The 26,182-nt window shown below is 30.7% G+C and carries 23 protein-coding genes, 1 tRNA gene, 1 other RNA gene, 2 pseudogenes, 1 CRISPR repeat array and 2 other annotated features (2 of these 30 only partly in view); of the genes and pseudogenes, 24 read left to right on the forward strand and 3 right to left on the reverse strand.

Annotation, left to right across the window (positions count from 1 at the left end):
• Positions 1-1,282: direct repeats of the CRISPR family, unit length 30 nt; unit sequence GTTGAACCTTAACATGGGATGTATTTAAAT (it extends 127 nt beyond the left edge of the window).
• Positions 1,283-1,322: 40 nt separating this feature from the next.
• Together AB3K27_RS00965 and AB3K27_RS00970 are read right to left on the reverse strand one after the other, a co-directional pair.
• Entirely contained in the window at positions 1,323-1,508 is a 186-nt protein-coding gene (locus tag AB3K27_RS00965; RefSeq protein ID WP_368489419.1) for a hypothetical protein, read from the reverse strand.
• Between the two features lie 27 nt (positions 1,509-1,535).
• Positions 1,536-2,081: an RBBP9/YdeN family alpha/beta hydrolase gene (locus AB3K27_RS00970; protein WP_368489420.1), complete on the reverse strand. Its 546-nt coding sequence runs from the start codon at positions 2,079-2,081 to the stop codon at positions 1,536-1,538.
• A 250-nt stretch (positions 2,082-2,331) separates the two neighbouring features.
• Here AB3K27_RS00970 and AB3K27_RS00975 point away from each other — a divergent pair, with 250 nt between their 5' ends.
• The 7 genes and pseudogenes from AB3K27_RS00975 to AB3K27_RS01005 all read left to right on the forward strand — a co-directional run bounded on the left by AB3K27_RS00975 (position 2,332) and on the right by AB3K27_RS01005 (position 9,346).
• Positions 2,332-2,703 carry a four-helix bundle copper-binding protein gene (locus AB3K27_RS00975; protein WP_368489421.1) on the forward strand — a complete coding sequence of 124 codons (372 nt, stop codon included), beginning with the start codon at positions 2,332-2,334 and terminating at the stop codon, positions 2,701-2,703.
• A 673-nt stretch (positions 2,704-3,376) separates the two neighbouring features.
• Positions 3,377-4,560: pseudogene (locus AB3K27_RS00980) on the forward strand (Na+/H+ antiporter NhaC family protein).
• Between the two features lie 932 nt (positions 4,561-5,492).
• Positions 5,493-5,786 (forward strand): transposase, encoded by a 294-nt coding sequence (locus tag AB3K27_RS00985; protein WP_368489422.1) that lies wholly within the window; start codon positions 5,493-5,495, stop codon positions 5,784-5,786.
• A gap of 11 nt (positions 5,787-5,797) precedes the next feature.
• The gene (locus AB3K27_RS00990) at positions 5,798-6,394 is read left to right on the forward strand and encodes an IS3 family transposase (protein ID WP_368491139.1); all 597 of its coding nucleotides are present in this window, start codon (positions 5,798-5,800) and stop codon (positions 6,392-6,394) included.
• A gap of 525 nt (positions 6,395-6,919) precedes the next feature.
• Positions 6,920-8,401 carry a group II intron reverse transcriptase/maturase gene (ltrA, locus tag AB3K27_RS00995; protein WP_368488991.1) on the forward strand — a complete coding sequence of 494 codons (1,482 nt, stop codon included), beginning with the start codon at positions 6,920-6,922 and terminating at the stop codon, positions 8,399-8,401.
• A gap of 148 nt (positions 8,402-8,549) precedes the next feature.
• The gene (locus AB3K27_RS01000; RefSeq protein WP_368489423.1) at positions 8,550-8,783 is read left to right on the forward strand and encodes an IS3 family transposase; all 234 of its coding nucleotides are present in this window, start codon (positions 8,550-8,552) and stop codon (positions 8,781-8,783) included.
• 371 nt (positions 8,784-9,154) lie between these two features.
• On the forward strand, positions 9,155-9,346 hold the full coding sequence (locus AB3K27_RS01005) for a hypothetical protein (RefSeq protein WP_368489424.1): 192 nt from the start codon (positions 9,155-9,157) through the stop codon (positions 9,344-9,346).
• 296 nt (positions 9,347-9,642) lie between these two features.
• Here the strand turns inward: AB3K27_RS01005 and AB3K27_RS01010 are convergent, their stop codons facing one another.
• On the reverse strand, positions 9,643-10,047 hold the full coding sequence (locus AB3K27_RS01010) for a hypothetical protein (RefSeq protein ID WP_368489425.1): 405 nt from the start codon (positions 10,045-10,047) through the stop codon (positions 9,643-9,645).
• Between the two features lie 270 nt (positions 10,048-10,317).
• On the opposite strand from AB3K27_RS01010, the gene AB3K27_RS01015 reads away from it, so the two are divergent.
• The 17 genes and pseudogenes from AB3K27_RS01015 to AB3K27_RS01095 all read left to right on the forward strand — a co-directional run bounded on the left by AB3K27_RS01015 (position 10,318) and on the right by AB3K27_RS01095 (position 25,855).
• On the forward strand, positions 10,318-10,494 hold the full coding sequence (locus tag AB3K27_RS01015; protein ID WP_368489426.1) for a hypothetical protein: 177 nt from the start codon (positions 10,318-10,320) through the stop codon (positions 10,492-10,494).
• A gap of 444 nt (positions 10,495-10,938) precedes the next feature.
• A complete protein-coding gene (locus AB3K27_RS01020; RefSeq protein WP_368491306.1) occupies positions 10,939-11,169 on the forward strand; it encodes a hypothetical protein in 231 nt (76 codons plus the stop codon).
• Positions 11,170-11,536: 367 nt separating this feature from the next.
• Complete coding sequence (locus AB3K27_RS01025) at positions 11,537-14,101, forward strand: PAS domain S-box protein (protein WP_368489427.1); 2,565 nt, start codon at positions 11,537-11,539, stop codon at positions 14,099-14,101.
• 203 nt (positions 14,102-14,304) lie between these two features.
• Positions 14,305-14,514 (forward strand): annotated as a pseudogene (locus AB3K27_RS01030) (transposase family protein); the annotation flags it as partial.
• 744 nt (positions 14,515-15,258) lie between these two features.
• Positions 15,259-16,686, forward strand: coding sequence for a [FeFe] hydrogenase H-cluster radical SAM maturase HydG (gene hydG, locus AB3K27_RS01035; protein ID WP_368489428.1), 1,428 nt, complete (start codon positions 15,259-15,261; stop codon positions 16,684-16,686).
• 1,575 nt (positions 16,687-18,261) lie between these two features.
• Positions 18,262-18,351: transfer RNA gene (locus AB3K27_RS01040), tRNA-Ser, on the forward strand.
• Positions 18,352-18,362: 11 nt separating this feature from the next.
• Positions 18,363-18,628: signal recognition particle sRNA large type (gene ffs / locus AB3K27_RS01045), an RNA gene on the forward strand.
• Positions 18,629-18,704: 76 nt separating this feature from the next.
• A complete protein-coding gene (gene dnaX / locus AB3K27_RS01050; RefSeq protein WP_368489429.1) occupies positions 18,705-20,366 on the forward strand; it encodes a DNA polymerase III subunit gamma/tau in 1,662 nt (553 codons plus the stop codon).
• A gap of 229 nt (positions 20,367-20,595) precedes the next feature.
• Positions 20,596-20,940 (forward strand): YbaB/EbfC family nucleoid-associated protein, encoded by a 345-nt coding sequence (locus AB3K27_RS01055; protein WP_368489430.1) that lies wholly within the window; start codon positions 20,596-20,598, stop codon positions 20,938-20,940.
• A 49-nt stretch (positions 20,941-20,989) separates the two neighbouring features.
• Entirely contained in the window at positions 20,990-21,586 is a 597-nt protein-coding gene (gene recR / locus AB3K27_RS01060) for a recombination mediator RecR (protein WP_368489431.1), read from the forward strand.
• Between the two features lie 75 nt (positions 21,587-21,661).
• Positions 21,662-21,949: a DUF2508 family protein gene (locus AB3K27_RS01065; RefSeq protein WP_368489432.1), complete on the forward strand. Its 288-nt coding sequence runs from the start codon at positions 21,662-21,664 to the stop codon at positions 21,947-21,949.
• A gap of 128 nt (positions 21,950-22,077) precedes the next feature.
• A complete protein-coding gene (locus AB3K27_RS01070) occupies positions 22,078-22,335 on the forward strand; it encodes a pro-sigmaK processing inhibitor BofA family protein (protein ID WP_368489433.1) in 258 nt (85 codons plus the stop codon).
• A 308-nt stretch (positions 22,336-22,643) separates the two neighbouring features.
• A complete protein-coding gene (gene sfsA / locus AB3K27_RS01075) occupies positions 22,644-23,336 on the forward strand; it encodes a DNA/RNA nuclease SfsA (RefSeq protein ID WP_368489434.1) in 693 nt (230 codons plus the stop codon).
• A gap of 141 nt (positions 23,337-23,477) precedes the next feature.
• Complete coding sequence (locus AB3K27_RS01080; RefSeq protein ID WP_368489435.1) at positions 23,478-23,996, forward strand: NAD(+) diphosphatase; 519 nt, start codon at positions 23,478-23,480, stop codon at positions 23,994-23,996.
• A gap of 56 nt (positions 23,997-24,052) precedes the next feature.
• Positions 24,053-24,736, forward strand: a complete 684-nt coding sequence (locus AB3K27_RS01085; protein WP_368489436.1) for a hydrolase — start codon at positions 24,053-24,055, stop codon at positions 24,734-24,736.
• A gap of 98 nt (positions 24,737-24,834) precedes the next feature.
• Positions 24,835-25,617, forward strand: coding sequence for an EFR1 family ferrodoxin (locus tag AB3K27_RS01090; RefSeq protein ID WP_368489437.1), 783 nt, complete (start codon positions 24,835-24,837; stop codon positions 25,615-25,617).
• Between the two features lie 52 nt (positions 25,618-25,669).
• Positions 25,670-25,855 (forward strand): hypothetical protein, encoded by a 186-nt coding sequence (locus tag AB3K27_RS01095; RefSeq protein ID WP_368489438.1) that lies wholly within the window; start codon positions 25,670-25,672, stop codon positions 25,853-25,855.
• A gap of 89 nt (positions 25,856-25,944) precedes the next feature.
• Positions 25,945-26,143: a binding site (T-box leader), on the forward strand.
• Positions 26,144-26,177: 34 nt separating this feature from the next.
• Positions 26,178-26,182: a binding site (T-box leader), on the forward strand; it runs 195 nt beyond the window's last position.

Here is a 26,182-nt window from a genome sequence, read left to right on the forward strand (position 1 = left end):
AGCTTGTTGAACCTTAACATGGGATGTATTTAAATACTTAATTGTACCTTCAAAGGGCAAGCTATACTGTGTTGAACCTTAACATGGGATGTATTTAAATGAAAGATTCTAAAACATTGGCTTTATCGCCTACTATGTTGAACCTTAACATGGGATGTATTTAAATGTTTGAAAAAGCTAAAGAAATCATCCAAGCATATAAGTTGAACCTTAACATGGGATGTATTTAAATTTCCATTAAAACCCGTACCTATAGGATAAAATCTTAGTTGAACCTTAACATGGGATGTATTTAAATATGTTAATTGTATATTATTATAGACAAAAATATTTTGTTGAACCTTAACATGGGATGTATTTAAATTATCCATAAAGTTTATAACGTGTATCTCAAAGCCCTGTTGAACCTTAACATGGGATGTATTTAAATTTGTCTTTATCTTTTATTAAATTTGATAAGCTTGAGTTGAACCTTAACATGGGATGTATTTAAATTTTTTGGCAAAGATATTTAAGCTTATCAATGAACTTGTTGAACCTTAACATGGGATGTATTTAAATATTGCAAAAGGGGCCTAGGAAAGAAGAAGGAAGCACGTTGAACCTTAACATGGGATGTATTTAAATTAATCTGCAGTCTTTTGTGGCGTATATGTCCCATGTGTTGAACCTTAACATGGGATGTATTTAAATTAGTAGTTTCTTTGCCTTTTGCCCAATCCATATCTTGTTGAACCTTAACATGGGATGTATTTAAATTTTACTACACGTTTTTTACTCATATTATTTTCTTTGTTGAACCTTAACATGGGATGTATTTAAATATGGGAAAAGGACAAGAAAACAGGAGAAAGACTACGTTGAACCTTAACATGGGATGTATTTAAATTAGGCATTTAAAGGAATAATAACTTTTTATTAATCTGTTGAACCTTAACATGGGATGTATTTAAATAAAATATTTTTAGTTGCTGCTGCTCCATCCCATTTAAGTTGAACCTTAACATGGGATGTATTTAAATCTTGACTTCTTTGATTTTATAGTACTTTAGACCATGTTGAACCTTAACATGGGATGTATTTAAATAGTTCTTTGTTTGCCTTTTCTAGCTCCTGTGTCTTCGTTGAACCTTAACATGGGATGTATTTAAATTTTAAATTCCGTCCATTTTCTTCATTGGTTTTATGTTGAACCTTAACATGGGATGTATTTAAATCTTTTAAAAGAAGGAAAAGTAATTACTGAGGATTAGTTGAACATTAACAAGAGTTGTATTTAAATTTTTTATAAAGTCTCCCAATAAAAAAGAGAGCTAATGCTCTCAAATCTTTTTCCACGTATCATAGAACCATTCTATTCTCTTTCTACCGAATTGTCTTGCCACATCTTCTTTAACCCTTTTGTCATAGATATTTAAGTTTGGAGTATATATAGCTGTTGCCTCAAATACTTTCTCATACAGCAGATCGAACAATTCGTTATTAAACATATCCATACCCGTATACATAAAACTGTACCCCCTTTTTATTTCATTCTAGCTATTATTCAATTCAACCTCTTCTAACAGTTTTTGAAATAAATTGAAGCCTTCGCTCCAATCATCTATATTGGATTCACTGTTTATATGACCTTTTCTGCCAACAGATATTGTTTCAAAGCCCCACTGTTTACCTTTCTGTATACAAAACATAGGAGAAGAATACGGATCATTTTCGCTGTATACCAACATTCCCGGCACTTCTAAGTTAACTTCAGGCAAAGACCCAAAAGAAGCTAAAGACTTTGGAAATTGTTTGTCATTAGGATCTGGCGGAGCCACCAAGAAGACTGCATTCAAATATTTTCGTATTTTAGGTATGGCTTTTACGGTGAGTAAGCAACCAAGACTATGAGCAATCAATACTGTACCGCATTGATTGTCTCTTTCAAGGTTTTCTGTCAAGTTTTTTTCCCATTCATTATACACTGGATAATTCCATTCCTCCTGATTTACCCTTTCAAAACCATACCTTTTTTCCCAAATGCTCTGCCAATGCTCTGTTCCGGAATTATTAAGGCCAGGAACTAACTTTATATTCATTATTACCACCTCATCTATTTTATTTAAATAGTTTAAACCATCCAGAATATCTGTATTCCTTCTGTTAATTATTATTAATAGAGAATTAAGTAGCTTACTGTGTTGACTTAACTTAATGGTAATTATATCATATTAAAATGGTTCCAGGGCATTACCTTTTACTATGTTTACCCATCCTGTAAGTATACTTTCTAATGTTAAGGAGATAATAAATTTTGTAAAAACAATATTACTTATAGGAGGGAAAATTATGCCATCAACAATGAATATGCCAGTAGTATCACTTATGCCAGGGGGACATCCAAATCAATCTTGCATAGATGCATGTGCAAAATGTGCTCAAATATGCGAGGAGTGTTTCAATCTCTGTTTACAAGAAGCTGATGCAAAGGCAAGGATGAATTGTATAAAAACTCTTCAAGACTGTGCTGAAATTTGTTCAACAGCAGCATGTTATATGTCTAGAGAAAGTGGAAATGAAAAAGATATATGTAATCTTTGTGCTACTATTTGTGATAGATGTGCTTCTGAATGTGATATGTTTAAGGATCGGCATTGTCAAACTTGTGCAGAAACTTGTAGAATGTGTGCGGATGAATGTAGAAAAATGGTAAGCATGTAATAGTTTCATAGAATCTCTAGAAATGTTTTAGGAACCTATCCTTAAATAAGTTATTGTATTATATACGATAACCAAAGAAAAAGTCATACATAGAAGAATCTATAAATAAAGTATGATAATAAGCCTGTACCCTCCAAGATGCAGGCTTCATTTTTTTACTCATAGTTACCCAAGTGCAACCGTGTAAACCCCAACAATTCGTTAAAATACCTGCATATTCTACAATTTTTATGCTAAAAACTACTCTGTATTATATCTTAAATTGGAGAATAGCATATGACTGTTAGATGAGTATAATAGGAATATTCCGACAAAACACTACGGATATAATTTAAACTTAGCCTCTCACATTTAGTTTAGAATCATAAAGAGTAATTATAGATTTTTAGCAGACAATAATTATAATAAAGTCACATAAAGAAAAGGTGAAAAATATGAGTCAAGGCTTAATCTCATTGTTTATACCTATAATAGTTATCATTTTAGCTATGACTACAAAGAGAATTATATCCGTACTTGAGTAGGTATCTTAGCTGGAGGTATATTACTTGGCGGAGGAAATATAATTAATGGGTGTATTTTAGCTATTGAGCATTTAGTTAAAGTAACAGCTAATGAAGAAAGTGTATATATTATAATATTCTTATTTCTATTCGGAGCTTTTGGTGAAATAATGAAGCTGTCAGGTGGAATAAAAGGATTTTCAGAATTAGCTAATAAATACGTTAAAACAGAAAAGGGTGCTTTAGGTACTGTATGGTTGGTTACAATTTTTACCTTTATCGATTGCTGTTTTCATGCAATATCTACAGGAACAGTAGGCAAGGCATTAATAGAAAAAGTTAAAGGAAGTAAAGATAGGCTAGCAGTAGTGCTTAACGTAACGTCCTGCTTACTAATCATTTTAATTCCTTTTGGAACTACTTATGTTGGCTATATAATTGGAGTTATAAACTCTTCACTTAATAAATCAGGTTTAAAAATGTCAGCCTATAATCTTTATCTCAAGAGTATTCCCTTTAACTTTTATGCTATAGTTATGATATTTGTAAGTATTGGGATTACACTTTTTAACCTAAAATTTGATTCAGTAGTTAATAAAATGTCCAATGTAAAAGAAAGTGTGGAAGAAGGTCATGGGCATGAAGCGCATGAGCAATGTGAGTTTGAAGAAAAAGCACCACCTAGACCACTTAATCTAATATTTCCATTAGTATTTCTTATTGCAACTACTTTCTTTTTCTTTTGGTATACTGGAAAAGGAAAAGGTAAAGGATTTGCAGGAGCAATAATGAATGCAGAATTTGAAAAATCCATTTTACTTTCAGGTGTAATTACTATTGTGTCACTACAATATTTTACTTAATTCAAAAGGTACCCATAGAAGAAATCGAAGGTCATTTTCTTTCAGGTGGAAATGAAATGATGCCACCTATAATTGTTTTAGTTCTAAGCTGGGGATTATCTAATATTATGGAAAGTTTGGGTTTTGTAAAATTTATTACTAATGCTATTGGACCAAAAGTACATGCTATACTGATACCTGTCGTAATATTCTTAATAGGATGTGCGGCATCATACTTTATGGGTTCTGCTTGGGGTACATGGGCATTACTTATGCCGATAGCTATACCATTAGCAGTAACTACAAATTCAAATCTGCCTTTAGTTATAGGAGCTGTGCTGGCTGGTGGTTCATTAGGAGATAATGCCTCACCACTTGGAGAAACAGCAATACTTTCATCTACCATATCAGATGTTCCTCTTATGAAACATGTTAAGACAATTTTACCATATAGCATTGGTTCCGTAGTAGTTTCATCAATTTTATTTATATCATTTGCCCTTGTCCTTTAAAACCATAAGCAAAACTCCTATCAGCCTACATAAAAGATCAATAGGAGCCTCTTTATGCAAATTCTATTATTAATAACTAGTTTTATCTAAAACATTCGTGAAGTTATTCGTAAACAAGTTAAAATTAATCAATTGTTTATATCACAATATATTACACTTATGATGCAAGTCAAAAAATATAGTAGAGAAGAGAGTCTAATATTCCCCTTCTTCATATTTAATGAAAGAGAAATATATGCATAAATATTGTAAAATGCATGGAACAGTTAAGCACCAACAATAAAAATAAAGTTTTTATTGTTGGCGCTTTTGTTGGCAGAATTATATTTTTTATTTGGCGGGAGAAAATGGCGGGCTTTTAGGTGCAAAATGAAAAGCTCTCACTCTTTCGGTGGAAACTTTTTGTTTAAATTATTTATAGCTTGTTCCTGCATACCAGGTAATACATGAGAATAAGTATCTAAAGTTGTTTTTATACTGGAATGTCCAAGTCTTTTGCTTACAATTTTAGGATTAGTATTTTGTGAAAGTAAGTATGAATAATTTTATTCAATTTATGTTAAAATAGATTTCCCCAAAAGAAGAAACTAATATTATACTCTTCTGAAAAGGAATTGCTCAACTATGTTATTTTACTAGTTTTTAAGTAAACACATCTAAAACTGATATAGGGGGAGCTTAAGAGTATCCATAATATTCAAACATTGTTTAATAGATTTTAAGTACCTTATTGTGGCTATGTAGGGATGAAAATTATTTATCTTTAATAATGTAATTAGAAACCGTTCCTTTGATAGATTTATAAATATTATTTATTAATTTTTCGTATTCTGCGTCGTTAAGGCTACATGATATGTTTGGAGTATACCCGATTTGGTAGACACATAAAAAAGACTGTATAATAAACACATGGGAAAGGATGTGTCTAACAAATGGGTAAAAGAAGAGAGTTTTCTGTAGAATATAAAAAAGAAATAATAAAATTAATTACAGAACAAGGTAGAAAAGTGACTCACGTAGCAAGGGAAATCGGTGTTAGTGAATCAGCAGTTAGAAAATGGGTAAAGGAATATGGAACGCATGGGGATAACGCATTTCCTGGTAAAGGAAAGCTCCGATCAGAGGATGAAAAGTTAAGATTACTTAAAAAGAAAATGGCCGATTTAGAGGAGGAAAATGCCATATTAAAAAAAGCTATACGCATCTTCACAAAGCCCGAGAAATAAGATATAAATTCATTTGTGACAATAGTTCCGAATTTCATGTGGAGAAGATGTGTGAGGTACTGGATATTAAGAGGAGCTCTTACTACGCTTGGTTAAAAAGGCCTATTGCTAAAAGAAAAAAAGATAATGCTTTGCTTGCTATCGAGATAAAGAGAGTACATAAACAATCAAGTGAAACCTATGGTGCTAGAAGGATTACAGCGCAGCTTAAGAAAGATGGAGTAACTTGTGGGAAAAATAGAGTTTCAAGACTAATGAAAGAAAATAATATATCAAGCAAGCTAAAAAGAAAATATAAGGCAACCACCTATTCGGAACATAATTTTAATGTGGCTTCAAATTTATTAGAACAAAACTTTAAAGCTGAAGCGCCGAACAAGGTCTATGTGGGAGATATAACATATATAGGTACTGATGAAGGGTGGCTTTATCTAGCCACTGTCGTGGATTTGTTTAATAGAGAAGTAGTTGGATGGTCAATGGATTCCACTATGACTAGAAAACTCGTTATAGATGCATTTAATGCTGCTGTAGATAAAGAAAATCCGGAGGATGGGCTAATCTTTCACTCAGATAGAGGTGTACAGGTGCGACAAGAAGTCGCGTAATACATTGTCGTAAGACTGCCCCATCCATTCGGGGTAACTCTATCGTGACTAGCGTGAATGGTAACGTTTGGGTTAGAAAGCTCACGAGACAATGTGGAAGTTCGAGTAGCCTAAGCTGGGACAACTGCTAGAGTAAGAATGCTATGGAGAACGTAAAGTGAATCATTGTAGGAATCGTTACGCTGGAGAAAGCGAAATAGGCTGAAACGCTTTGACCAAAATGGTAAGGAGTCGAGCAAAGGCCAACTGTTAAACCAATGCGAATGGATAAAGAACTCCCGGTTTAAAGATGACTCCTAAGGCATTTACAATTATGTATTATGTGGAACTTGGTAAACCCTATATGTTCCTCCATCGAGAGGTATCTAACCGTAAGGGGCGAAATGACATAGAGGGCAGAAGAAAAGGATAAAAAGCGAATGCTGATTTTGTAATGAAAACAGATAAGGGTTCAAAATTTGCCCTAATTCGAAAGAGTGCAGACTTATCCTATGGTATTTCTTAGCAGGAAAGGAGTATATATTTATGAATTTTAGTAATTCAACGACGGATAAAACCGAGAGACTAAAAGACACGAAATCACTTGAATTTCAATGGGAAACAATTGACTGGAAACAAGTTGAATTCGATGTTAATAGACTACAAACCCGAATCGCTAAGGCAACAAAAAAAGGGGACAATAATAAAGCCAAAAGATTACAATACTTATTAACCCACTCTTTTTCAGCTAAGGCTTATGCTGTAAGAAAAGTAACAACAAATAAAGGGAAGAATACGTCTGGAGTAGACAAAAAACTATGGTCTACCTCTGCTTCGAAGATGAAAGCTGTGCTTTCACTTACTGACAAAAACTATAAAGCAAAACCTTTAAGACGAGTATACATCGAAAAGAAAGGTAAAAAACAGAAACGTCCATTAGGTATACCAACAATGTATGATAGAGCAATGCAAACATTATATGCACTAGCGCTTGAGCCAATCGCAGAAACAAAAGGTGATTCCATTTCCTTTGGATTCCGCCGTGGACGAAGTGCAAAAGATGCCTGTGAGCAGATATTTTGTGTATTAGCTAGAAAGTGTTCTCCGACATGGATACTTGAAGGCGATATTAAAGGTTGCTTTGATAACATTAACCATGAATGGTTACAAAACAATATACCAATGGATAAAATTATTATGAAGCAGTTCCTAAAATCGGGATATATATATGAAGAAAAGCTGTTCCCAACGGAAACAGGGTCGCCACAAGGCGGTGCAATCTCAAGTATATATGCAAATATGACATTAGATGGACTCGAAAAAGTGATTCAAGATAAATATCATAGAAATTCAAAAGGTAAAATAGAAAATCATTACAGAGCCAAAACTAAAGTGAACTTGATTCGGTATGCTGATGATTTTGTTATTACTGCAAACTCAAAAGAAATTGCTGAAGAACTTAAAACTACTGTTAGTCAATTCCTCCAATCAAGAGGTCTAACACTATCAGAAGAAAAGACTACAATCACACATATCGACAAAGGGTTTGACTTTCTTGGCTGGACATTTAAGAAATACAGTGGGAAATTAATAGTTAAACCTTCTAAAAGTTCTATTAAAAACATAATTAGGAGATGTTCCACAATAATCCTTAAGGAGGGGAAAGCTAGCACCCAATCTGACTTAATAAGAAGGCTTAATCAAGTCATAAGAGGTTGGACAAATTATCACAAACACGTGGTTGCTAGTAAAGCCTTTTCAAATATTAACAACACCCTTTATCACTTACTACAGCAATGGGCAAAACATAGACACCCAAATAAGAACAAATGGTGGAGACTAAATAAATACTGGCATGAAAAAGGTTGGAAAAGATGGCTTTTCAAGACGGACGAGTACAGTCTAATTAATTTGAGACGGATTAAAATCGTCAGATATCCAAAATTGCAGATCATAAAAACACCTTTCTTAGACAAGGACTATTTTGATAAAAGAAAGATAAAACTGCATACATTTGTTGCTGCCTGAAAGGGTGAAGAAATGCTTGAGCCGTATGAGCGGGAAACTCTCACGTACGGTTCTTAGATGAGGGAAAGGGAGCAGTCTCTTTTTCTTAATCGATTATGCTTCGTATGACTATCAGAATTTATTAAGAGAAAAAGGCTTTCTCCAAAGTATGAGTGCCAAAGGCTGTTGCTATGACAATGCTTGTGCTGAGACGTTTTTTGCATCGTTAAAAAAGGATAAGCTATATAGACGAAAATTTAAAACCAGAGATGAAGCTAGAATGGTTATTGTTGAATATATAGAGCTATTCTATAATGCAAAGAGGTTACATTCAACCTTGGGATATAATTCACCAAAAGAATATAAAAAGGACTATTACCTTAAATTAAAATTAGCCTCTTAATCAGCTATATATTGGGTAGGTGACTACCTGCTATAGCTTGCTAACATTTCAATTAATTACAATATTAAACATAGAAATATTTAATCTAAAATATTAAGAAAACGAAAGAAAGTCGTACATTTCATGTGTCTATTTTATTCAGAACACTCCAGTTTTTTACAAGTTGTTTTTGAATCATTTTTTTAAGTTTCTGTCTTTTTTAATGCTTTCTTAAATATTCATATTAACCTCCTATAATTTTATTATAGCATAAATGTAATAAAGGGTATTAAAAGGTAAAATAGCCACTGTCAAAAAGTTTCAGGCAAAAATATTTACATAAATCCCATATTTTAAACGTACTATTTTCAACGTTTTTAAAGCTTTATTATATGCTTGATAAACTAGGCATAGAAATGGATGGTAATGTAAAGGCTATAGTTTCCGGGGTAATTGAAAGCAAAGTATATGAACTCGAAAGCCAGGAAGAAAAAAAGCCAGCACATCGAACTGCGGCTCAAACTCAAATATTACAGCTTCAAATTCAAGCTTCACAACTCCAAAGCGACAAGATACAATTATAACAGGAAAATGAAAAATTGAAGAGAAAGATTGCCGATATACAGAGTACTGTGGCTTATGCAAGATGCAGCAACTACGGAAAATATGACAAAAGGTAAAAGTGACTTAAATGGTACAGAAGTAGTTTATTAGTGGCCTTAGTAGGCCACTATATTTTTACCTAAGATTGTAAAGAGTGCTTAATTGCACTTTTTATAATTGGGAATGTACAACAATACTTTTGTAAGAAATATTCGTACAGTTATATTATCTTTTTATTTAGTTTCTTTATTATAAATGATTTAAATACTTCTAAACTTTATATTTGATGCATCATATGGTGCATAAGTGACATTTCAATAATTTTACTTAAATATTCTCTTGCTTGACTTATTGACATGCTGCAGTTTGTTAATGTCTTTAACATACCAGGATGGTGCATCTCAAACATTCTTACAATTTCTTGTGTATCTGATTTTATTTTTTCAATATCTTTTTTTGATATGTCCATCATATCTGGTATTTCCTGTTTCATATCTGATTTCTTCTTCTCAGGTGGTATTGTGTTTCCTTTATTAATTTTGTTTTCTTCAAATTTTTCTTTCTCTTTAAACAAAGGTTTAGGTTCCTTGCGCATTACAGGTGGATATATATTTCTATTAACCATTATACAATAGCAACACATTGGTATCGTTTCTAATGGTGGGTAGATGTATTTATACATAAAAACCTCCAACAAAATTTTTCTTATAATAGTATACTATTCAAAAAACTGTTATTTGGAATGTTTACATTTGGATTTTTTCCAATGCAGTTTTTAACCTTAAAAGCAAATTTATCTATTCTAATTCTACTAGAGGTTTTTCTGAGGGACTTTATTTTTAAAAAAATTCAAATGTATTTTCAAGCTATTTGATATCTCCATTATATAATTAATAGTGTTTTTTAAAACACAAGAAAATCTAATGGTTATGGAAGTAACTCGATGGTCAGTATGATGAATATTAGTCATAGAGCTCTTTTAAAATGGGGGTATTCCCATATTTTACCTTCTTTAGATGTAAGTGTTATTGGATATTGGTTGTGGCGCGGTGGAGCAAATCTTCTATTATTTCTAAAGCGTTGTCCCAAGGGAAAAGTATGTGGCGTTGACTATATTTCAATAAGATGATATGTTGTTAGTAAGTTAGTTTATTCTAATTTACTAACACATTAATAACCTTCTACTCAAATACTACCATTGCTAATATTCTCATTTTTTTCAGAATTAAAGTAATATCCGTATTGGATAGTGAAAATAATAATAAGTATGAAGTTGTAAAAAGCTAATGCTTCATTTTGCTGGGAAATAAATAGTGGTCGTGATATTGAAAAACTATTTTTACATATTCAATACGTTAGTGAATGGAATTATTTTAACTACTCGTTTGCGTTGGGTTATACTAGGATTATTAAGTCTTATATCGGGTTTTAATAAAAATTTTGCTACAAGAGTTATTTATGTAAAATCATTAAAAAAATTTGATCTATAAATATTTAAAGGATATTTTTAAATTGCTTTTTCAAAAATAATCACATTATAGAAAATCAGAACAGGACATGGTATACTTTTCTTATGGTAAGGTATTATATAGGATGTCTTGTAGTATATGATTTTTGGGGATTGGAAAAGAAGTATGTATTAGTTAAATTATCAAGTGATTCTGAGGTTCAGGTGGAGTTTATTTATAAGAAATACTTTTTTCCATATGAACCTTCAGTTCAGCCTCCGACATTACAGGAAGCTATACTTATGATAGCTAAATTGGTTGGATTTCTTGGTCGTAAAAGCGATGGCCAGGCGTAAAGGTTATATGGTGTGGTTTAATGCATCTTAATGATATTGCACAAGATTGGCTTGCAGCTCGTTTGCCAATTTCTTACCAATAATGTGTGCAATGTATAGTTGAAGAAGCTGGGGGTGTTAACTAATTGCTGCCTTCGAATAAAAATAAATATTAAGAATTTGGCAATTTGTTCAAATGGAATAATTTTTAATATATTAATAAAATTAAAACGTCAAAGTACTCTAAAAATTGAAGAGGATGTTGAAAAATAAAAGGGGAAAGGAGTATGCTAAAACTAAAAACATTGCAAAATTTAATGTTGTAGATAGAATTAGATAGGATTGATAAAGTTTTATAAGGTTTTGGCAAAAGGTAAATAATGTTATTATGGATTATAATTTATACCAGTCAATTATAGAAAATTCATTTCTGGCATTTGCTTATCATAAAGTTATCCTTGACCAAGAAAATCGCCCTTATAATTATCTATTTCTTGAGATAAATCCTGCGTTTCAGAAGATGATTGGGCTTAAAGCTTCTGATATTATTGGCAAACAGGTGACGGAGGTAATTCCAGGAATTAAAGATGAAGATTTTAATTATGTGGGTATTTGTGGTGATATTGCTGTAAATGGAGGGACACGGGAATTTGAAAGATATGTATCATGTTTGAAGGGAGGGTATAAGATTAAGATTTATTCCCCTAAAAAATATTATTTTTGGATAAATATGATTAGTATTGAAGAGAAACATGTGAAAGCAGACCGGTATAAAATATTTCCAGAAATATTAAAAGAAAATGAGCTTTATTGGATTATAGATAATCTTCCATTTTCACTTAGTATCTTAAGTCTTGAAGGAACAATACTTTATGTTAATAGAAAAGGATTAGAACTTTTTGAACTGGATAAGAGAGATATACCAGATAGAGGCGAAACTTTTTTTATTTGGGCAAATCCAGAAGATAAAAAACAATGGGTAAAGATTGTAAGAGAAAAAAAAGTTGTAAATAATTTTGAAACAAAACTTAAGACTAAAAGTGGAAAATATTTTTGGGCTATGGTCAGTGGAATAATTATAAAATATAAAAATAATTTGTATATTCTATTTACTCAATATGATATTACTCAGCGCAAAAGGATGGAAGCTGTCTTAAGAAGAAGTGAGGAAGAATATAGGTTGTTTTTTGATAATGCAGCTGAAGCTATTGTAGTTTTTCAAGATGGACATTTAAAAGTATGTAATAAAGTGGCATCAGAAATATCTGGATATACAATGGAGGAGCTTTTGTCAATTTGTTTTTTAAAGATAATTTATCCACTTGATAGGAAACCAGTTAAAAAAAATTATGTTAAACATTTAAAAAGCAAAAATGATGATTATACTTATAGCTATAGATTGTTACGAAAAGACTGTAATATTCGTTGGATAGAAATGAAATCTATTAAAATTAAGTGGCATGGAAAATTAGCTACATTAAATTTTATAAATGATATTACAGAACGTAAACAGGTAGAAAATGCATTAAGGTTAAGTGAGGAAAAGTATAGAATTATAGCAGAATTTGCTTCTGATGTAATATGGGTTTTTAATTATATTAAATACAAATTTGTATATATTAGTCCTGCTGTGTTTCATATGAGAGGATTTACTACGGAAGAGGCTATGAATCAAAGTCTTGAGGATGCCGTAACCCCCGAATTTTCGCATATATTAAGGAAAATACTTTCTCAAAGAATTAAGGCATTTTTAAAAAATCCTGAATATTCCAATACTTATATCGATGAATTACGTCAACCTTGTAAAAATGGAGAGATCATATGGACTGAAATGTCTACAAAATTTAGATATAATTCTCAAAAAGAAATCGAAATTGTGGGAGTTAGTCGCAATATTGATGAGAGAAAAAAAGCAGAACAGCAGGTATTACATTTAAGTTATTACGATCAACTTACAGGACTGTATAATCGGCGGTTTTATGAGGAAGAGTTAAAAAGACTGGATAAAAGTGAAAATTATCCTATTACATTAGCTCTCGCTGATGTTAATGGGCTTAAACTCACCAATGATGCATTTGGACATCTTGTGGGGGACAAACTCCTTATTAGAATTTCACAAATTCTGAAAAAGGAATGTAGTTCTAATGATATTATCGCCAGAGTTGGTGGAGATGAGTTTGTTATTTTATTTCCTAAAACAGATCTAAAAACATCAGAAATGATTATTAAACGTATTAGAGAAAGTATGTCATTTGAAAGAGTACATAATAGCATTCTTTCTGTATCTTTTGGACTAGCTTCAAAAAATACAGAAGACCAGGATATTACTGATATTTTTATTGAGGCAGAAAACAATATGTATAGATATAAATTGTCTGAAAGCAATAGCATGCGTAATGAAACAATTAAAATTATAACTAATACATTGTATCAAAAATGTGAAATAGAACGCCAACATAGTAATAATGTCAGTAAAACTTGTGAAGCAATTGCAAGAGCCATGGGAATGAATGAAAATGATATTGCAGAACTTGCTACTGCAGGCCTGCTGCATGATATAGGGAAAATAGGGATTGATAGTAATATACTAAATAAATGTGATAAGTTGACTAAAGAAGAATGGTTGGATGTAAAACGTCATGCGGAAATTGGATTTCAAATTTTAAAATCCTCAAGTGAGTTTTCAAATATCTCAAAGTATGTTCTCTGTCATCATGAAAGGTTAGATGGCAATGGATATCCTAGAGGATTAAAGGGAGATGAAATTCCACTTCAAGCAAAAATCATAAGTATAGCGGATGCATATGATGCCATGACAAGCCAGAGAAATTACCGTGATAGTTTAGGAAAAAATGACGCTATTTGTGAAATTAAGAAAAATGTAGGTTCACAGTTTGATCATAAAATTGCAAGAATATTTGTAGAGAAAGTTTTAAAGGAAAAATGGGATTAACTCCTCATAAAAGTTATATAATACATCAGGGCAAATGCATGAATAAATAAACTGTAAAGAAATCTGAAATCATGGGTTTAAGACTTTCTTTAATTAATTATTATAGTATGATAATTCATATAAATTATATGAGGTATGAATGCTATGATAAAAAATAAAATGATAGATTATTTTGGAATTATAACAGATAGAGACAAAAAGCAAAAATTAAACATAATCTAACAGATATATTATTTATAGCTGTAGTTGGTACGTTGGCAAACTGCGATAGTTGGGTTGCCGTAGAAGATTTTGCAAATAACAGGAGCAGCTTTTTCAAAAAATATCTTACTTTGCCGTATAGGATACCTTTTCATGGTACCATGCAAAGAGTTTTTGAATGGATTGATCCAAAGGAATTCCAGAACTTTTAAAGCTTCTGCATATAAGTGGGTGCATTGTGGTACTTGATGTAATTTTTGATGAGGATTCTAATAGGAGCAGGAAAAAAATGGCCCTGAAAATTTATCACTACTTAGAAAATTTGCACTTAATATACTCAGAAATATAGAAACTGAAAAAACAATGAGTGATTCAAGAAAAAGAGCAAAGGCAATGACAGACGAAGCTTTTATTGATCTAGTTGTAAAACACACATTTTTAGCTTAATAAAATTGAGCCTGTTTTTGATGTCACGGGATATATCCTGAAATAAGGAGTATCTGGTTATTTGAAAATATTTTCTTTTGAGTTATGTTGAAAATTGTGAAAATTTAATATACTTGACACTTATTTTTTAATATAAATTTCTTAAATAATAAAATATTACTTTTCATGCGTTTGTCCTGTATAATACATTGTTTGACAAAGATAAAAATGTGTGTTAAAACTAAGTTAAGAAAATTATATTATTTTCTAATATATGCATTGTATTTGCTTGTATTAAAGTTACTTGGGGATACAAGGCTTGTTGATTACCTAACCGTAAGGTATTTTCCAGCGGAAAGGCGTGCATGTGGCATGTTTTAATTTTAGTTTTGTTTTTGCTAAGCTGCTCCCTTTCTGAATGAGTTTCAGGAAGGGAGTTTTTATTTAATGTAAGCGAATAATAATAGAAATTATAGATATAAATATTCAAAGGAATACTTGATAAAATTATTTTAGAAAGGGGTAAAAATATGTATAATGTAAAATCCATGGATTCTAATGAATTCATTGACGATGGAGAGGTTTTAGAATCAATTAATGAAGCCAAAAAGTTTGTTAAAGACAAAAATGAAATTAACAGGATTTTATTTAAGGCAAAAAAGTATAGAGGACTTACTCATAGAGAAGCGGCTGTTTTACTGGAGATTGATGATGATGAAACTCTTGAGAAAATGTATAAGATTGCAAAAGAGGTTAAGGAAAAAATTTATGGCAGGAGGATTGTATTATTTGCACCACTTTATTTATCAAGTTATTGCGTAAATAATTGTAAATATTGTGGCTATAGGTGTGCAAATAAAATTGGCAGACATCAGCTTTCACAAGATGAATTGAGGGAAGAGGTTAAGGCGTTGGAAACTATGGGACATAAAAGGCTCCTTCTTGAAGCAGGTGAGGATGATGAAAAATGTCCAATTGAATATATTTTAGAGTGTATAAAGACTATTTATAATGAAAAATTTGAAAATGGTGCTATTAGGAGGGTAAATGTAGATATTGCTGCTACAACTGAAGAAAACTATAAAAAATTAAAGGATGCAGGAATAGGAACGTATATTTTATTTCAGGAAACATATCACAAACCTACCTACCTTGATATGCATTCTGGACCAAAGCATAATTATGAGTGGCATACAGAAGCAATGGATAGGGCAATGGGAGGAGGTGGTATTGATGATGTAGGCATTGGTCCCCTATATGGTTTATATGATTACCACTATGAAACAGTAGCTCTTTTAATGCATGCTGAGCATTTGGAAGCAGTTCATGGTGTTGGACCACATACAATTTCTTTCCCTAGACTTTTACCTGCAGAAGGCGTAGATTATAGTAATTTTCCCCATTTGGTAAAAGATAGAGATTTTAAAAAAGTAGTGGCAACTATTCGTCTGGCAGTTCCTTATACAGGAATGATTCTTTCTACTAGGGAAAGTATTGACTTCCGTAAGGAACTTTTAGAAGTAGGTATTTCCCAGATGAGTGCAGGTTCTTGTGTAGGGGTAGGAGGATATGCTAAAAGAAAAACTGTAGATGAATATGGAGTGGAGGAAAAACCTCAGTTTAATTTAGCAGATCATAGAAAACCTATTGATGTAATTAAGGGACTTGTAAAAGATGGGTATGTTCCAAGTTATTGTACAGCCTGTTATCGTGCAGGTAGAACGGGAGATAGGTTTATGCCTCTAGCCAAGTCTGGCAACATAGGCAATTATTGTCTTCCAAATGCATTGTTAACCTTTGAGGAATATTTGAAAGATTATGCTGATGAGGAATTAAAAGATATGGGGCAAAAAATGATTGATAATGAAATTAAAAATGTTCCAAATGAAAAGCAGCGTGAAAAAGCTATAAATTATCTTAGTCGTATTAGAAATGGTGAAAGAGACTTGAGATTTTAAAACAATTAAATATGCTCTTAATTAGTAATAAATTGAAAACAAATAATATTCCGGTTTTTATTTTTAATATTTAAAGATTGATTTTATAAAAATAAATAGTATAATATTGGTTGTTCTGTTAAAGCATTTAGTTCTAAATTAAATACCTAACAGTACTTACGCAGAATGATTTAATCATAGAAAAATCAATAGCTTGAATATTAAACTACTATGTAAAAAGTTGTTGCTATAGGAATTACCATAATTTAATCATATAGTTAAAGATTATATTTGTAGTATATTTTAGACAGGGATATATTTTGGAAAATAGCAATAATTTCTTTAATAACATTTCTGTTAACAAATATGGAATTCATGATTTAATTATGGATTTAGTATACAAATTTAATTTTCATAAATTTTTATTTTCACAAAACAGCACCATTATATTTGTAACTTTTTGTATGGAAATAATTCTTCTGCTACATATATTGCACAAAAACTTCTATGGATATCCCATGATTCATTAACGAGATTATTACCATTAGTTTTTATAAATAATAACAATGTCATTATTTTATTTATCCAGTGTATACAGTCACAAACGGCTAAACTTCGCTTACAAATTTGGATTACAGGTCGAATATATCACATTCGATACCTGATATTTCTCAAAAGCATTATTAACTTTACTAAAAAAATGTAACTACCATTACGTGTGCATGCTTAAAAACAACCGTAAGGTAATTTACAAAAATAAGTTTAATTTTAATGTAAAAACTGTAAGTATGCTTTTCAATAAAAAGCAGTACAGATTTTATCCAGCTACAGGTCTTTATATCAAAGCTATAAGGGCTGATTTATCTGGTATCGGAACGTTACAGGTTAGCACTTGTCAAAAACGGCTATGGTGCACCTATAAAAAATACCAGATTTATTATAACTGATATGCTTGATACACCTGCACAGGATATTGTAAAAAATACTTATGTCGTTGAGATATAGAAGTATTTTTTAGAGACATTAAGCAATTTTTAAATTTTGAAAGGGTTCAAGTAAGAAGTCTTGAAAAGTTAGAGGGATATTTTTCTTTAGTATTTATATCCTTCATCTTTGTGCAGATACTACAATCAAAAAATAATCTTAACACAATTGGTGAAACTATCTGCTTCTTATAAGAATTTGTTCAAATAAAAATTAATAATGTTCTCTATATTATTAATTTAGCATCAAAAGATTCTAAAAGTAAACAGGTAAATGATGTTACAAATCCTATAGCAACAATCATCTGGAATAAATTAAGTGCTTTAACCCTTGATTTTTCAGTCTTTTTTTGTGTTGCGTAAGTACTGTAGGTAAATAGGTATAGGTATCTAAAATTTGTAATGAGGCTTAAATAGACTATATAATCCATATAAAGGTATTATAATTAAATATTGCCATAAAAGCATAGAAGAGGTAAAAATTTTTCGTTGACTGATAAATAAAAGGATGTTATAATATGACCTGTTACGAATAATAAACACATTTACTAAAAAGATAGTAAATGTAATATCATTTGAAACATTATAACGTATTTTCATGAGTAAACTTTGTGGAGAGATGTCCGAGTGGTTGAAGGAGCACGCCTGGAAAGCGTGTGTAGGGGAAACTCTACCGGGGGTTCGAATCCCCCTCTCTCCGCCATTTTAACTTTGTCGTGCTAGATGGGGAGTTAGCGGTGCCCTGTAACCTGCAATCCGCTATAGCAGGGTTGAATTCCTAGCTTAGACTTTAAAATGTGAGGTCTGCCCCATAAAAGTGGCGTTGAGAGCTTGGTCCCACGCAACAAAAACTCATGAACCCCGTCAGGTCCGGAAGGAAGCAGCGGTAAGTGAATATTTTTGTGTGCCGTGGATAAACCTGGTTTGAGTTAACTGTATGGGTAACGCTTGTGTTTTATTAGACGAAGCAAGGTGCACGACTTTAATAATTGCATTTAAAGATACCATGAAGGTGTCTTTTTTATTATATAAAATTATATATAAGAAGGTGACAATATGTCCTATACTGCCCTATATAGGGAGTGGAGACCTAAAAAATTTTCAGATGTAGTAGGTCAAGATCATATAACTGTTACATTAAAAAATCAAATATTAAATAATAGAGTAGCTCATGCCTATCTATTTTCGGGAACAAGGGGGACGGGAAAAACTTCAATGGCAAAAATATTGGCAAAGGCAGTAAATTGTTTAAATGTTCAACAGGGAGAACCTTGTAATGAGTGTGAAATGTGTAAAAAGATAAATCAAGGCATTTCAATGGATGTGATTGAGATGGATACAGCATCTAAAAGAAGGCTTGAAGATATAAAAGATGTAATAGAAAATGTAAAATATCCACCTCAGGAAGGTAAATACAAAGTATATATCATGGACGAAGTACATATGCTTACTCAAGAAGCTGTAAATGCATTCTTGAAAACTCTAGAAGAACCCCCCTTAAATGTAATTTTTATACTTGCAACTACAGATCCACAAAAACTTCCCGTAACTATACTTTCTAGATGTCAGAAATTTGATTTTAAAAGGATAAAAAGTGTAGAAATATTTAATAGACTTAGAGCTATAGTTAAAGAGGAGGGGATCTTTGCAGATGATAGAAGTTTAAATCTGATATCTAGGATATGTGATGGAGCTATGAGAGATGCATTAAGTGTGCTGGATCAGGCTATATCTATGGGAAGTGGAAAAGTTGAATATAATAGTGTTATTGATATGTTGGGTTTAGTTACAAATGAAAATTTATTCCGCCTTACAGATAGTATAATAGAAAAGAATATAGAATTGTCTATGAAAGTAATTGATGATATGATTTCAAGTGGAAAAGATATATATAATTTTATTAAAGAAATGATAGTACATTTAAGAAATTTATTAATGGTGAAAATTTCTAATAATCCAGAAGAGGTTTTAGATATATCAGAAGAAAATATAGAACTTTTAAAAGAACAGACCCAGAAAATACGTGTAGAGGAAATAATGAGGTATATAAATATATTTCAAGATGCTCAGGAGCAATCTAAGTGGGTTAAGCAAAGTAGAATTTATTTGGAACTTGCAGTAATAAAAATGTGTAAGATAGAATATGATACTTCCAAAGAAATAATGCTTTCTAGGTTAAATAAATTGGAAGAGGCCTTTAAACAAGGGGGAATGAAAGTTTATCATGAAAAAATACCGTCTAAGGAATTAGAGACAACTGGGAGAGTAATTAAGAAAAATAATATGATTGAAGAAATCAAAGATTACGATAATACAGAAAAAAATTTGATAAATAAGGAAACACAATCTATAATAGAAGAGAATGTATATTCAAAAATCACATTAGACATAGCAAAAAAAAGATGGAAAGATATACTTGAATTATTTAAAAGCAGACATCATATGGTATTATTTGCAGCACTTACTACAGGTAAAATAGTAAAATGTGAAAAAGGGGTAATAACCATAGAGTATAGTAAGGATTATGCCTTTCATAAGCAAAGATTAGAAAAACAAGAAAATATAAAAATAGTAGAGCAAATATTTTCAGAAATACTAAAGGAAAAGGTTACAGTTAAATATTCTATAGAAAGTGATGCGCAGGATAATAGTCCTTCAAGAGAACAGCTGTTAAAGGATACTTTTGGAGATGATATAATAGAAATACTTGATGAATAATATATGATGCAAAACTATAAACAGGATTTTATTAGGTGATTCAGAGGTTTAGATGAAGTTTACTCATAAGTAATGCTTTTCTCCATCTGAACCTTAGGAGAGCTTATAAAGGTCACAGCAGTGTTCATCCCCTACTTTAAAGGAGTTGAGGGTGTTAACTAATTGCTGCCTTCGGATAAAAATATGATATAATTAAATGGATATTAGTTAATTGAGGAGGAAATAGGCTATGGCAAGAGGAGGATTCCCTAACTTTGGTGGCGGGGGAAATATGAATAATTTAATGAAACAGGCTCAAAAGTTTCAAAAACAAATGGAGGATATGCAATCAGAGCTTGAAAATAAAGAGTTTTCTGCTACTGCCGGTGGAGAAGCCATAACAGTAGTAGTAAATGGAAAGAAGCAAATAGTAAGTATAAAGATTAAACCAGAGGCTGTTGATCCAGAAGATGTAGAAATGCTTGAAGATCTGGTTTTAACTGCATGTAATCAGGCATTAAAAAATGCAGAAGATCAAACTGCTGCTGAAATGAAAAAGCTAACTGGTGGACTTAATATTCCAGGAATGTTTTAAAATTTACGACCCCATCTTAAAAGATGGGGCTTTATATTGAGGTGATATTATGGATTTTTATCCTGTTGCTATCGAAAAGTTAATAGAAGAATTTGCAAAGCTTCCAGGAATAGGACATAAAACAGCTCAGAGACTTACATTACATGTATTGAATTTACCAGCAGATGAAGTGAGAGAATTTGCTAAGGCATTAGTTAAAGCAAGAGATACTATAAAATATTGTTCTATTTGTGGAAATTTTACAGATTCTGATCCTTGTGCCATATGTTCAAATCCTAATAGAGATAAAAGTATAATCTGTGTAATTGAAGAATCTAAAGATATAATGTCCATGGAGAAAATAAAAGAATATAATGGAGTTTACCATGTATTACATGGCAATATATCGCCTATGGCAGGAAGAGGACCTGAAGATATAAAACTTAAAGAACTTATAAGAAGAATAAATGGTGATGTAAATGAAGTTATAGTCGCTACTAACCCGAATGTAGAGGGAGAGGCTACAGCTATGTATATATCTAAAATATTAAAGCATCTCGGAGTAAAAGTCACTAGAATAGCTCATGGTATTCCTGTAGGGGGCAATTTAGAGTATACAGATGAAGTTACATTATTAAAGGCACTAGAAGGCAGAACAGAAATATGAGTAAAATTTGTATATTACACATAATTTATGTTAATTATTAAAGTAATATACAAATTTCAGGAGGTTTCATGTTCTATGAATAAATATAATGTAGTTAAGTATTTACTGAGAAAAGGTTCAAAATATACACCAAAACAAAAAAAGTTATTAAAGGATATAGAAATGGCCAGACAAGAATTGGAGAGGTGTAGAATATACTTTGATGCTGTGAAAGATCCTCATTTGGTGGATTATGCCATATATATGGAAGAAGCAGCAAAAGCAAAATATATGTATCTATTAAATGAAATGAAAAAAAATAAAATAAAATTGAATTATAAAAATATATCTAAGAATGTAGATAATAATAGAAAATTATCTTAAAAAATAAGAAATTTAGACTTATTTCTTTTGTATTAATATTTTTTTACTGTTAGAATATAAATTAAGTAGTAATTATAGTTAAGTGTATAATTATACTAATAGTGGGTTATATGGGAGGAATAAGTATTATGGTTGAATATATAGGGTATTTTTTAATTGCTATAGTGGGGTTATATGTTATTGTAAAAGTATTTTCATGGCCTATAAAAATATTATTTAAACTTATTATAAATGCAGTACTTGGTGTGGTGCTTTTAATAATTGTAAACTTAATAGGAAGCTATTTTGGATTTAGTATAGGAATTAATGCCGTTACTGCACTTATTGCAGGCTTTCTTGGGATACCGGGAGTAATATTTCTTATAATATTTAAATTATTTTTTTAGAAATTTTAATGTATGAGACTTCATTTTTTTATTTTAAGGATGAAGTTTTTTTATTATCAAGTGATTCTTAGGTTCAGGTGGAGTTTGCTTGTAAGGAATACCTTTCTCCATCTGAACTTTAGAAGAACTTATCCAGGGGCGTAGCAGTGCTTATCCTCCACTTTGAAGAAGATGGGGACGTTAGCAATGGTAGCCTTCGGATAAAGACTTATTCATAAAAATATAACAAAAATAAATTACATGTTACATATGAGAATCTGGTATGATCTAAATGTATAAATAAATTTAGTTCTACTGGAGTTGATAGGTTGATATTTCATAAAAATATAGTAAAGGCTGAATTTATTAGAAGACCTAATAGATTTCAAGCTTATGTTAAGTTGAATGACTCAGAGATAATGGTTCATGTTCCTAATACGGGAAGATGTAGAGAGATACTTGTCCCAAGAGCAACAATACTGTTAAGAGAAGAAAATGGCATAAATAGAAAAACAAAATATGATTTAATAGCAGGATATAAAGGAAATAAATTAATAAATATAGATTCACAGATTCCAAATAAAGTTGTAGAAGAAGCTCTAAATAGTGGAAACATAAGTTATTTCAAGAAATATAAAGAAGTAGAAAGAGAAAAGACTTTTGGAAACAGCAGATTCGATTTTAAACTTTCGGGAAATGGAAGTGAAAAATGTTATATTGAAGTAAAGGGAGTTACTTTAGAGAAAAAAGGAGTGGCCATGTTTCCAGATGCACCTACAGAGAGAGGTAGAAAACATTTATTAGAATTGGTAGAAGTAAAAAAATCTGGGATGGATGCAGCAGTATTATTTTTAATTCAAATGAAAGAAGTTAGATATTTTAGACCTTATGATGAAATGGATAAAAAGTTTGGGGAAGCTTTAAGATATGCAAAGGACAATTATGTTCAAATAGTTGCTTATGATTGTGATGTAGGTGAAAATTTTATAATTTTAAAAGATGAAATAAAGGTACAATTATAATAAATTGTATAATATATATTAAATTTATTTTTAATTTTGTATATGTAGTTTATAATATTAATATATTAATGTTTAAAATATGACATGTAAAAATTTTATTAAAATCAAAGGGGGTGTAGCTGCTTTTGTAGCAGCTTGTTTATGAAATTTGTATACTGTCCGATATGTGGAAGAAAATTAGAAGAAAAATACAGCTGGGACGAAGGAGGAGTTCCGTACTGTCCTGAAGACAAGATAATGTATTTTGATACTCCTAGACCCTGTGTAATGGTGGCGGTGGTAAAGGGAAATTATATATTATTGTTAAAGCAAAGTTATATATTTAAAAATTGTAAGGTTTTATTATCAGGATATGTTACAAATGGTGAAAATGTAGAACAAACTGTTCATAGAGAAGTATTTGAGGAAGCTGGACTTAAAATAAAGGATTTAAAATATTTAGGGAGTGAATATGTATTTAACAATAAAAAAGAGTTGTTAATGCTTACATTTATGGCCAATTATGGAAGCGGATATATAAAAAAATCTGCTGAGGTGGAAGATGCTAACTGGATTCATATAAAAGATGCTTTAAATGAAATGCAAGATGATGAAGTTGGTAAAAGAATAGTAAAAAAAGTTTTAAAAGAAATAGAGTATACTGAAGAATTAATAAAGTAAGTGTTGTTAATACTGCAATAGGCTAATAGGTTAAAGAACAAAAAGGGGGAGAAAATATGGCTAAATATATACCTGAAATAAAAGGTATCCCTATAAGGCATATGGTTAAGGTACCTGAGGTTATTAGAGAAACAAGTGGTATAAGAATATTTGGTAAAAGGTTAAAATCTTTTTTGTTTACTACAGATGTAGCAGTTATAAAAAATAGTAATGCAGATGCAGTTATTGCAGTATATCCATTTACACCTCAGCCTCTCATAACTCAAGCAATTCTTTTATCTGCAGATATACCTGTATTTTGTGGAGTTGGCGGGGGAGCTGTAGCAGGAAGAAGAGTTGTAAACTTAGCTTTAGATGCAGAATTTAAAGGGGCTATGGGAGTTGTTTTAAATAGTCCTACTCCAAATGAAGTTATAAGACAGGTAAGAGATACTATAGATATACCTATAATAGTAACAATAGTGTCAGAGTATGAAAATGTAAAAGAAAGAGTGGAATCGGGAGTTACTATAATAAATGTATCAGGTGCTAAAGAAACTCCTAAAATAGTAAAAAAGGTTAGAGATGAATATCCTAGTTTTCCTATAATAGCTACAGGAGGTCCAACAGAAGAAAGTATAAAAAATACTATCCTGGCAGGTGCCAATGCAATAGCATTTACTCCACCTACATCAGCTGAAATTTTAAGCAAGATTATGGTTAAAAATAGAGAAATATATGCGAAAAAAAATCAGGAGTAAAGAACTTAATTAGAATAGAAGTATATTATATTTTAGAGAGGAATAATTTCTTTTATATTTTATAATTTAGTAAATGTAAAAGTTAAGGTTGTTATGCTATGAAAGGTATTTTATATTATTTTAGTGGTACTGGAAATACTAAATGGGTGGCAGATAGATTTAAAAAAAATTTTAAGTTTTATAATGTAGACATAGATTTAATAGATATACAACATATAGAAGATAAAGGATTAAAAAAATGTGATTTTGTAATTATAGGTTCACCAGTTCATGTGGGATTTCCACCCAAAATTGTAAGAGATTTTTTGAATAGACTTGATTCCTTAAAGAAAAACAAAAAAGTTATAATATATTGTACACAAGCAGCTGAATCGTCTTCTGCATGTTGTTTTATAGCAAAATGTTTAAAGAAAAAAGGATATATTATTTCCGCACAGATTAGCGTAAAAATGCCAAATAACTATTATTTTTTTATAGGTAAAAAACCTACGAAAAATGAAATTGAAAATTTATTGATTAAAGCTGATAAAAAAGTTAAAAATGTAATAGAAAATTTTATAAAAAATAAAAATACTAATGAAAACACTTTTTTTATTAGGCTTCAATTAAACAAAATAGCTTATGATATATTTAAAAGTATGGTTCCTAAATTATCTAAGAATATATATTCTACAAAAGAATGTAATAAGTGCGGATTATGCCTGAGAAATTGTCCGCAGGGAAATATAACATTTGAAGGAGGATATGCAATTTTTCATAGTAAATGTATTTTATGTCTTAGATGTATACATATATGCCCCATAAATGCCATAAGATATAAAAATAAAAAAATAGATCAAACCCAAAAAAATATAATGAAAGTATTAAATTTAAATAAATAAAATTTTAGATTCAGACAATACTAAAGTTATAATGTTTTTGGGAGTGAATTGAATGTTTTCGTCACAAGATAAAATGATCATTGCAGAGAATTGTAAAGAATATAGGGCTAGAAGTTATATGTTAAGTCTACAGGCTAGTTATGTTGCAAATGATTGCAGTAATTGTATGAATTTTTCTAACAACAAATGTACGAAAAATCTATTTAATAAAATTGGAAAAATGATAAGTATTAATTAAAAATTATGTTTTATTTTAAAAATAAGTATTGACATATATAAGAATACAACATATAATAGATAACAAATCTTAAGACCTAATGAATTAAATATTATTCTATGAAGAGAATAGTAACATAAGTTTAGGTAAAAGAGAATCAGTGGCTGGTGGAAGCTGATACCTATACTTTTGTGAATCCATCTTGGAGAGTTACTGCGATGAGTAGTACGGAAAATCCGTTATTTTAATGAGAGGGTTATATTTTTATATAATCAATAAGGGTGGTAACGCGAGCCAATCGTCCCTAAGAGGATTTGATTGGCTTTTTTATATTAAAATTAAATATTA

Origin of the sequence: Clostridium sp. BJN0013, from assembly GCF_040939125.1 — a bacterium.
Taxonomy (GTDB): Bacteria; Bacillota; Clostridia; order Clostridiales; family Clostridiaceae; genus Clostridium_B.